General features: G+C 70.7%; 6 protein-coding genes. 2 read left to right on the top strand and 4 right to left on the bottom strand.

Annotated elements, in window-relative coordinates:
- The first annotated feature begins 491 nt into the window (after window positions 1-491).
- Window positions 492-812 (top strand): hypothetical protein, encoded by a 321-nt coding sequence (locus tag G3I42_RS27065; RefSeq protein ID WP_164290216.1) that lies wholly within the window; start codon window positions 492-494, stop codon window positions 810-812.
- A 120-nt stretch (window positions 813-932) separates the two neighbouring features.
- Window positions 933-1,103: a hydrophobic protein gene (locus tag G3I42_RS27060; RefSeq protein WP_203607395.1), complete on the top strand. Its 171-nt coding sequence runs from the start codon at window positions 933-935 to the stop codon at window positions 1,101-1,103.
- Window positions 1,104-1,322: 219 nt separating this feature from the next.
- On the opposite strand, the gene manD is transcribed toward G3I42_RS27060, so the two are convergent.
- The 4 genes from manD to G3I42_RS27040 form a co-directional block, all read right to left on the bottom strand.
- Entirely contained in the window at window positions 1,323-2,531 is a 1,209-nt protein-coding gene (gene manD / locus G3I42_RS27055) for a D-mannonate dehydratase ManD (protein ID WP_164290212.1), read from the bottom strand.
- Between the two features lie 45 nt (window positions 2,532-2,576).
- Window positions 2,577-3,392 carry a carbohydrate ABC transporter permease gene (locus tag G3I42_RS27050; protein WP_164290220.1) on the bottom strand — a complete coding sequence of 272 codons (816 nt, stop codon included), beginning with the start codon at window positions 3,390-3,392 and terminating at the stop codon, window positions 2,577-2,579.
- A gap of 104 nt (window positions 3,393-3,496) precedes the next feature.
- Window positions 3,497-4,438, bottom strand: a complete 942-nt coding sequence (locus G3I42_RS27045; protein ID WP_164290210.1) for a sugar ABC transporter permease — start codon at window positions 4,436-4,438, stop codon at window positions 3,497-3,499.
- A complete protein-coding gene (locus G3I42_RS27040; protein ID WP_164290218.1) occupies window positions 4,438-5,610 on the bottom strand; it encodes a sugar ABC transporter substrate-binding protein in 1,173 nt (390 codons plus the stop codon). Before G3I42_RS27040 ends, G3I42_RS27045 begins: the two co-directional genes overlap by 1 nt.
- Window positions 5,611-5,767 lie beyond the last annotated feature (157 nt).

Below are 5,767 nucleotides of genomic sequence, written 5' to 3'. Positions count from 1 at the left end.
ACGCATGGGGCATCACATCGCTTCCGTGGGGGCGGTGGGGGTGGAGGTCGCGCGATGGTGCGGGTGGAACGGGGCGGGCGTGTGTCGCGTTCATGTCAGCGAACACAACATGAACTCGCGCCGCCCTGAAAGGGCTTGCTCTGTTCACCTGTTGACGCTGTTGATTTAAGAAGCGCCCCGGGACTCCGTCAATACATACGTCTGGACCAATTCCGGCCGCGACCGACCGCCCCAGCCCGCCACCGACGACCCGCCCGCCGCCGAGCACCCGCAGCCAGGTCACGCCGTGGGCCCGCCGCCCCCATCGCGCCCTTCGCCCTCGCGCCCGCCCGCACGCCGGCCCGGACTCCCCCTGCACACCGCGCCCCTACTGGCTCTGGGACGTCCCCCCGCACGGGTCCTTCCGCACCACGGCGACCGTCGCGCTGAGCCCCGGTGCCGGGCTGGAGGGACGCGCCTTCGCGATCCGGACGCTGAAGACGCGGGTCCGGGTGCTGGACTGCCCGGATGCCGAGATCGTCGTGGAGATCCGCCCGGAGGAACAGGCGGCGGAGCGGGCGGCGGGGCGGGGTACGGAGCGGGCGGCAGGGCAAGCGACGGCTCGTGCGACGGCCCGCCTCGCGGGACGGAGCACGCACCGCACCGACCTCGCGACGCCGTCCTTCTCCGCCACGACGGCGTTCTCCTTCACCGTGCGGGCCGCGCGCCTGGACGACTCCCCCTGTGCGGCGCGGATCGAGGCGACCGTTCCCGTCGCGACCGTCGACCGGTGGAAGACCTTGCGCCTCCACCCGGACGTCCCGTTGCTCTGAGCGCCGGGCCGGGGCCGATCGGGCCGCCCGCCGCGCGAATGGTCTCGAAATGATCACGACGCGGATATGTGGTGTGCATGACCGAAGGCAGGGCACCCGGAGCGGCGGAGGTTGATAACTATGGTTCCCCTGCTGCTCGTTCTTCTTCTCGCGCTGATCCTGTTCGGCGCCGGTTTCGCGGTCAAGATCCTCTGGTGGATCGCGATCGCCGTGCTCGTCGTCTGGCTGCTCGGCTTCCTGTTCCGCTCCGCCGGGACGGGCGGAAAGCGAGGCCGCTGGTACCGATGGTGAGCTGAACACCGCATCCCTCACAGGGAGAAGGGGCGGATCACGGCCTGCACGCCGTGGCCCGCCCCTTCCGCACGCCCGGCGTGGCGGGCGCGGGCGCCCGGTCCGCCGGGCGGGGCGGTACGGGGCGGTCGCCGATGGAGGTCGCACACGGTTCCCGTGCGGGCGATCACCCCGTACGCGTCACTCCCCTACCCTGCCACGCCCGCCCGCACCCGCGGCTCACCAGTCGTGGACCGTCCCGTCCTGCAAGCGGTTGACCGGCAGGTACGCCGGGTCGTACGGGTGCGCGGCGGCCAGTTCCTCGTCCAGCTCGACGCCCAGCCCGGGGGCTTCGCCCGGGTGGAGGTAGCCGTCCGTGAAGGTGTACGCGTGGCGGAAGACGCGGTGGGTCGTCTCCGTGTAGCCGCTGTACTCCTGGATGCCGAAGTTGTGGATGGCGAGGTCGAGATGGATGCCCGCCGCCATGCCGACCGGGGAGATGTCCTCGGGGCCGTGGATGGCGGACTTGATCTGGTACTGGCCCGCGAGGTCGAACAGGCGCCGCAGCGGGGTCACGCCGCCGAAGTGCGTGACGGCCGAACGGACGTAGTCGATGAGCTGGTTGGTCACGAGGTACTGGTAGTCGTGGGGCGAGTTGAAGACCTCGCCGATGGCGAGCGGGGTCGTCGTGTGCTGCCGTACGAGCTTCAGCGCCTCCTGGTTCTCGGCCGGGGTGCAGTCCTCCAGCCAGAACATCCGGTACGGCTCCAAGTCCCGCCCCAGGCGCGCGGCCTGGATCGGGGTGAGGCGGTGGTGCGCGTCGTGCAGCAGCGGCAACTCGGCGCCGAACTCGGCCCGTACGGCTTCGACGACGCTCGGCAGGTGGCGCAGGTACGCGGCGGTGTCCCAGTCCTCGACGAGCGGGCGCGGGTGCCCGTCCGGGCCCGTACCGGCCTCGGCGCCGCCGACCCCGTACACGGCCCGGAGCCCCGGGACGCCGGTCTGCACGCGGATCGCCGGGTAGCCGAGCGCGAGCTTCTCCCGGACAGAGTCGAGCAGTTCGGGAATGTCCCGCCCGCTCGCGTGCCCGTACGTCATGACCTTCTCGCGGCTCGCGCCGCCGAGGAGCTGGTAGAGCGGCAGCCCGGCCGCCTTGCCCTTGATGTCCCACAGCGCCATGTCGACGGCGGCTATCGCGGCCATCGTGACCGGCCCGCGCCGCCAGTACGCACCGCGGTACAGGTACTGCCACGTGTCCTCGATGCGGTGCGGGTCGCGGCCGAGCAGGAGCGGGGCGACGTGGTCGCGCAGGTACGAGACCACCGCCAGCTCACGGCCGTTGAGGGTCGCGTCGCCGAGACCGGTGAGGCCCTCGTCGGTCGTGATCTTCAGCGTGACGAAGTTGCGGCCGGGTGAGGTGACGACGACCTCGGCGGAGGTGATCTTCATGATGCGGGTGCTCTTTCTCGCAAGTGACGGGTGGGGGTGTGCCGTTCAGCCCTTGGTGGCGCCGGAGGTCAGCCCCGCGACGAGGTATTTCTGGCCGAGTATCGCGGCGAGCAGCACGGGGACGGTGATGAGGGTCGCCGCCGCCATGAGCCCGCCCCAGTCGGTGCTGGCGTAGGAGATGAAGTTGTAGAGGGTCACGGGCACGGTCTGCGTGTTCTCGTCCGCGAAGACCAGCGAGAACATGAAGTTGTTCCAGCTGAAGACGAAGGCGAGCAGGCAGGCCGTCGCGGTGCCGGGGGCGGCGAGCGGGAGGCTGATGCGCCAGAACGCGCCGAAGGCCGAGAGCCCGTCCGTACGCGCCGCTTCCTCCAGTTCGACGGGCAGACCGGCGAAGAAACCGGTCATGATCCACAGGATGAGCGGCACCGCGGCGAACATGTGGCTGAGGATGAGCACCGTGTAGCTGCCGACGAGCCCGGCCCGCGCGAAGAGGTAGTACCAGGGGACGAGGAGCGAGACGGCGGGCACGATGCGCGCGATGAGGACGAGCGAGCCCGTACGCCGCATGTCGAACCGGCCCACGGCCCACGCGGCGGGCACGGCGAGGAGCGCCGAGAGCAGCGTGGACACGACGCCGATGAGGACCGAGTTGCCCATCGAGCGCACCAGCGTCCCCGCTTCGAGGACGCTGCGGAAGTTCTCCAGCGTCGGCTTGAACCACAGCCCCACGGAGGGGTCCGTGACCTGCACGTTCGTCTTGAAGGCCGCGGCGAACATCCACACCATGGGCAGCAGGAAGACGAGCATGACGACGACGATCGCGACGGCCTTGAGCACCTTGCCGGTGCGGGCGCGGCGCAGGCGGCGGGCGAGGACGGGGTCGACGGGCGTGTTCCTCGGCGCGGTGGACGGGGTGGACGCGGACGGCGCGGTGGGCGCGCTGGTGGCCGCCCGGGGGGTGGCGCTCATGCGGCGGACTCCTTCCCGGAGCGGCGCAGCAGAACGACGACGCCGATGATGAAGAGCGTGAACAGGACGAGGACGGCGGCGGCGAGCCCGTACTCCTGGTAGTCGAAGGTCAGCCCGTAGGCGTAGACGTTGAGGGTCTCGGCCTCGAAGTCGGAGCCGCCGCCGGGGCCCTTCGTCGCGTACAGCAGGTCGAAGGTCTTGAGCGCGTCCACCGCGCGGAGGACGAGTGCGGTCCCCAGGGTGGGCAGCAGCATCGGCAGGATGACGAGCCGGAAGCGCTGCCAGCCGGTCGCGCCGTCCACGAGCGCGGCTTCCTCGGGCTCCTCGGGCAGGGTGCTGAGCCCGGCGAGGAGGAGCAGCGTCATCATCGGCGTCCACTGCCACACGTCGATGAGCATGAGCGTCGGCAGCGACTGCCCGACGGACCCCAGGAACTCCTGCCGGGGGATGCCGACTTGGGTGAGCAGGTGGTTCGCGATGCCGTTCGTCGGGTCGAGGATGAGCAGCCACAGGATGCCGATGGCGACCGGCGTGGTGAGCAGCGGGATCAACAGGACGGTACGGACCCAGCGTTGCCCGCGGAACGGCTTGCGCAGCAGCATCGCGACCGCGAGCCCGAAGACGGTCTCCAGGACGACGGCGCCGATGGTGAACACGGCGGTGCGTCCGGCGGCCGGCCAGAAGCGGCGGGTGTCCCCGAGCGCGTCGGCGAAATTCTGCCAACCGACGTGCTTGCTGGGCGCGTTGACCGCGCCGAACGCGTCGGTGAAGCTGAGGTTGAGCGTGTAGAGCAGAGGGAAGATGATCATCGCGGCGACGAAGAGGAGCGCCGGGGCGAGCATCATCCAGCGCAGCCGCCGGTTGGTCTGCTCGAACGTCCGCTGCTTGCGCGGCCGTTCGGCCTTCGCGGTGGCCGGGGCCATGACCTCGCTGGCCATCACGCCTCCTTGTGGCGGTTGTCGCGGACGAGGAAGTCGGCGAACTCGGCGTCGGCGTCCCGTACGACGGAATCGACGGAGCGCCCCAGAATCCCGGCGACGAGGGGCCGGCCGACGATGTCGCGGGCGCGGCTCACCTGGAGCACGCGCGGGCGGTCGTAGCCGATGCCGCGCTCGGCGTTGACGCGCATGGCCTCGGCGAGGTCGTCGGGGAAGGCGGCGAGGGTGCGGGCGTCCTGCCAGGCGGAGGTGCGGGCCCCGGGTATGCCGCCCTTCTGCACCTCGGCGACCATCTCCTTGCTCGCCGCCCAGAGGATGAACTCCCAGGCGTCGTCCTGGAGTCGGGAGAAGGCGTTGATGCCGAGGCTCCACGAGGGGATGTTGTGCGGGCGCGCCCCGGCGGGCCCGGCGGGGAAGGGCGCGAAGCCGACCTTGTCGCGGACGGTCGAGACCTTCGGGTCGAGGAAACTGCTGTATATCGCGTCGGCGTCGATGTAGAAGGCGGCCTTGCCCTGCGCGAAGATCGGCATGGCCTGCTCCAGGCTCATGTTGGTCGCGCCGGGCGGACCCGCGTCGTGGAGCAGCTTCCCGTAGTAGCGGTACGCGGCGAGCGCCTGCGGCGAACCGATCGCGGAACGCCCGCCCTTGAGGAAGTCGCCGCCGTGCGAGTACAGAAAACTGGACCACTGCGACACGGCCCCGTTGCGCTGCCCGCGCCCGACGTACCCGAAGAAGTTGTCGTCCTTGCGGGTGAGTTCGCGTGCGGTGGCGTAGAGATCGTCGAGGGTGGCCGGCGGCCGCCCGCCGACGAGGTCCTTGCGGTAGTAGAGCGCGGGCCGCTCGGTGACGACGGGGACGCTGAGGATCTTCCCGTCGGTGAGGGAGACGTCCCGGGCGGACTGCTGGAAGTCCCGCCACGCGAACCCGGCGTCCTGCTGGGCGCGGGCGGTGAGATCGACGAGCCACCGGTTGTGCCCGAAGACGAGCTGCTCTTGCAGGGCCCGGACCATCATGACGTCGACGTCGGTCCCGGAGGCGTTGAGCTTGACGTTGTAACTGGAGGCGAGCTGATCGGCGGTGAGCATCTGCATGCTGACCTTGCGCCCGATGCGCTCCTCGAACTCGGGCAGCTTCTTCTTGACGGCCTGCGACCAGACATGGTTGATGGCCATGATGCGGAGCGGGGTGCTCTTGGACGGGGGCCCGGTGGGGGCGCCGCAGGCGGCGAGGGCGGGGGTGGCGAGGGCGGCCGTGGGGGTGAGGAGGGCGAGGCGGTTGAGGGTGCGTCGGCGGAGCCCGGCTGGGGGGCGGGGGCGCTCCGCTGAGGGG

The sequence above is a fragment of the Streptomyces sp. SID11385 genome, from assembly GCF_010548245.1.
GTDB lineage: Bacteria > Actinomycetota > Actinomycetes > Streptomycetales > Streptomycetaceae > Streptomyces.
The sequence above is the reverse complement of the archived record's forward strand: the minus strand, read 5'-3'. Positions and strand labels throughout refer to the sequence as shown.

Bases quoted from the DNA above. Each gene is read 5' to 3' on its own strand.
- G3I42_RS27060 (WP_203607395.1), top strand. From the start codon at position 933: ATGGTTCCCCTGCTGCTCGTTCTTCTTCTCGCGCTGATCCTGTTCGGC.
- manD (WP_164290212.1), bottom strand. From the start codon at position 2,531: ATGAAGATCACCTCCGCCGAGGTCGTCGTCACCTCACCCGGCCGCAAC.
- G3I42_RS27045 (WP_164290210.1), bottom strand. From the start codon at position 4,438: ATGGCCAGCGAGGTCATGGCCCCGGCCACCGCGAAGGCCGAACGGCCG.
- G3I42_RS27040 (WP_164290218.1), bottom strand. From the start codon at position 5,610: ATGGCCATCAACCATGTCTGGTCGCAGGCCGTCAAGAAGAAGCTGCCC.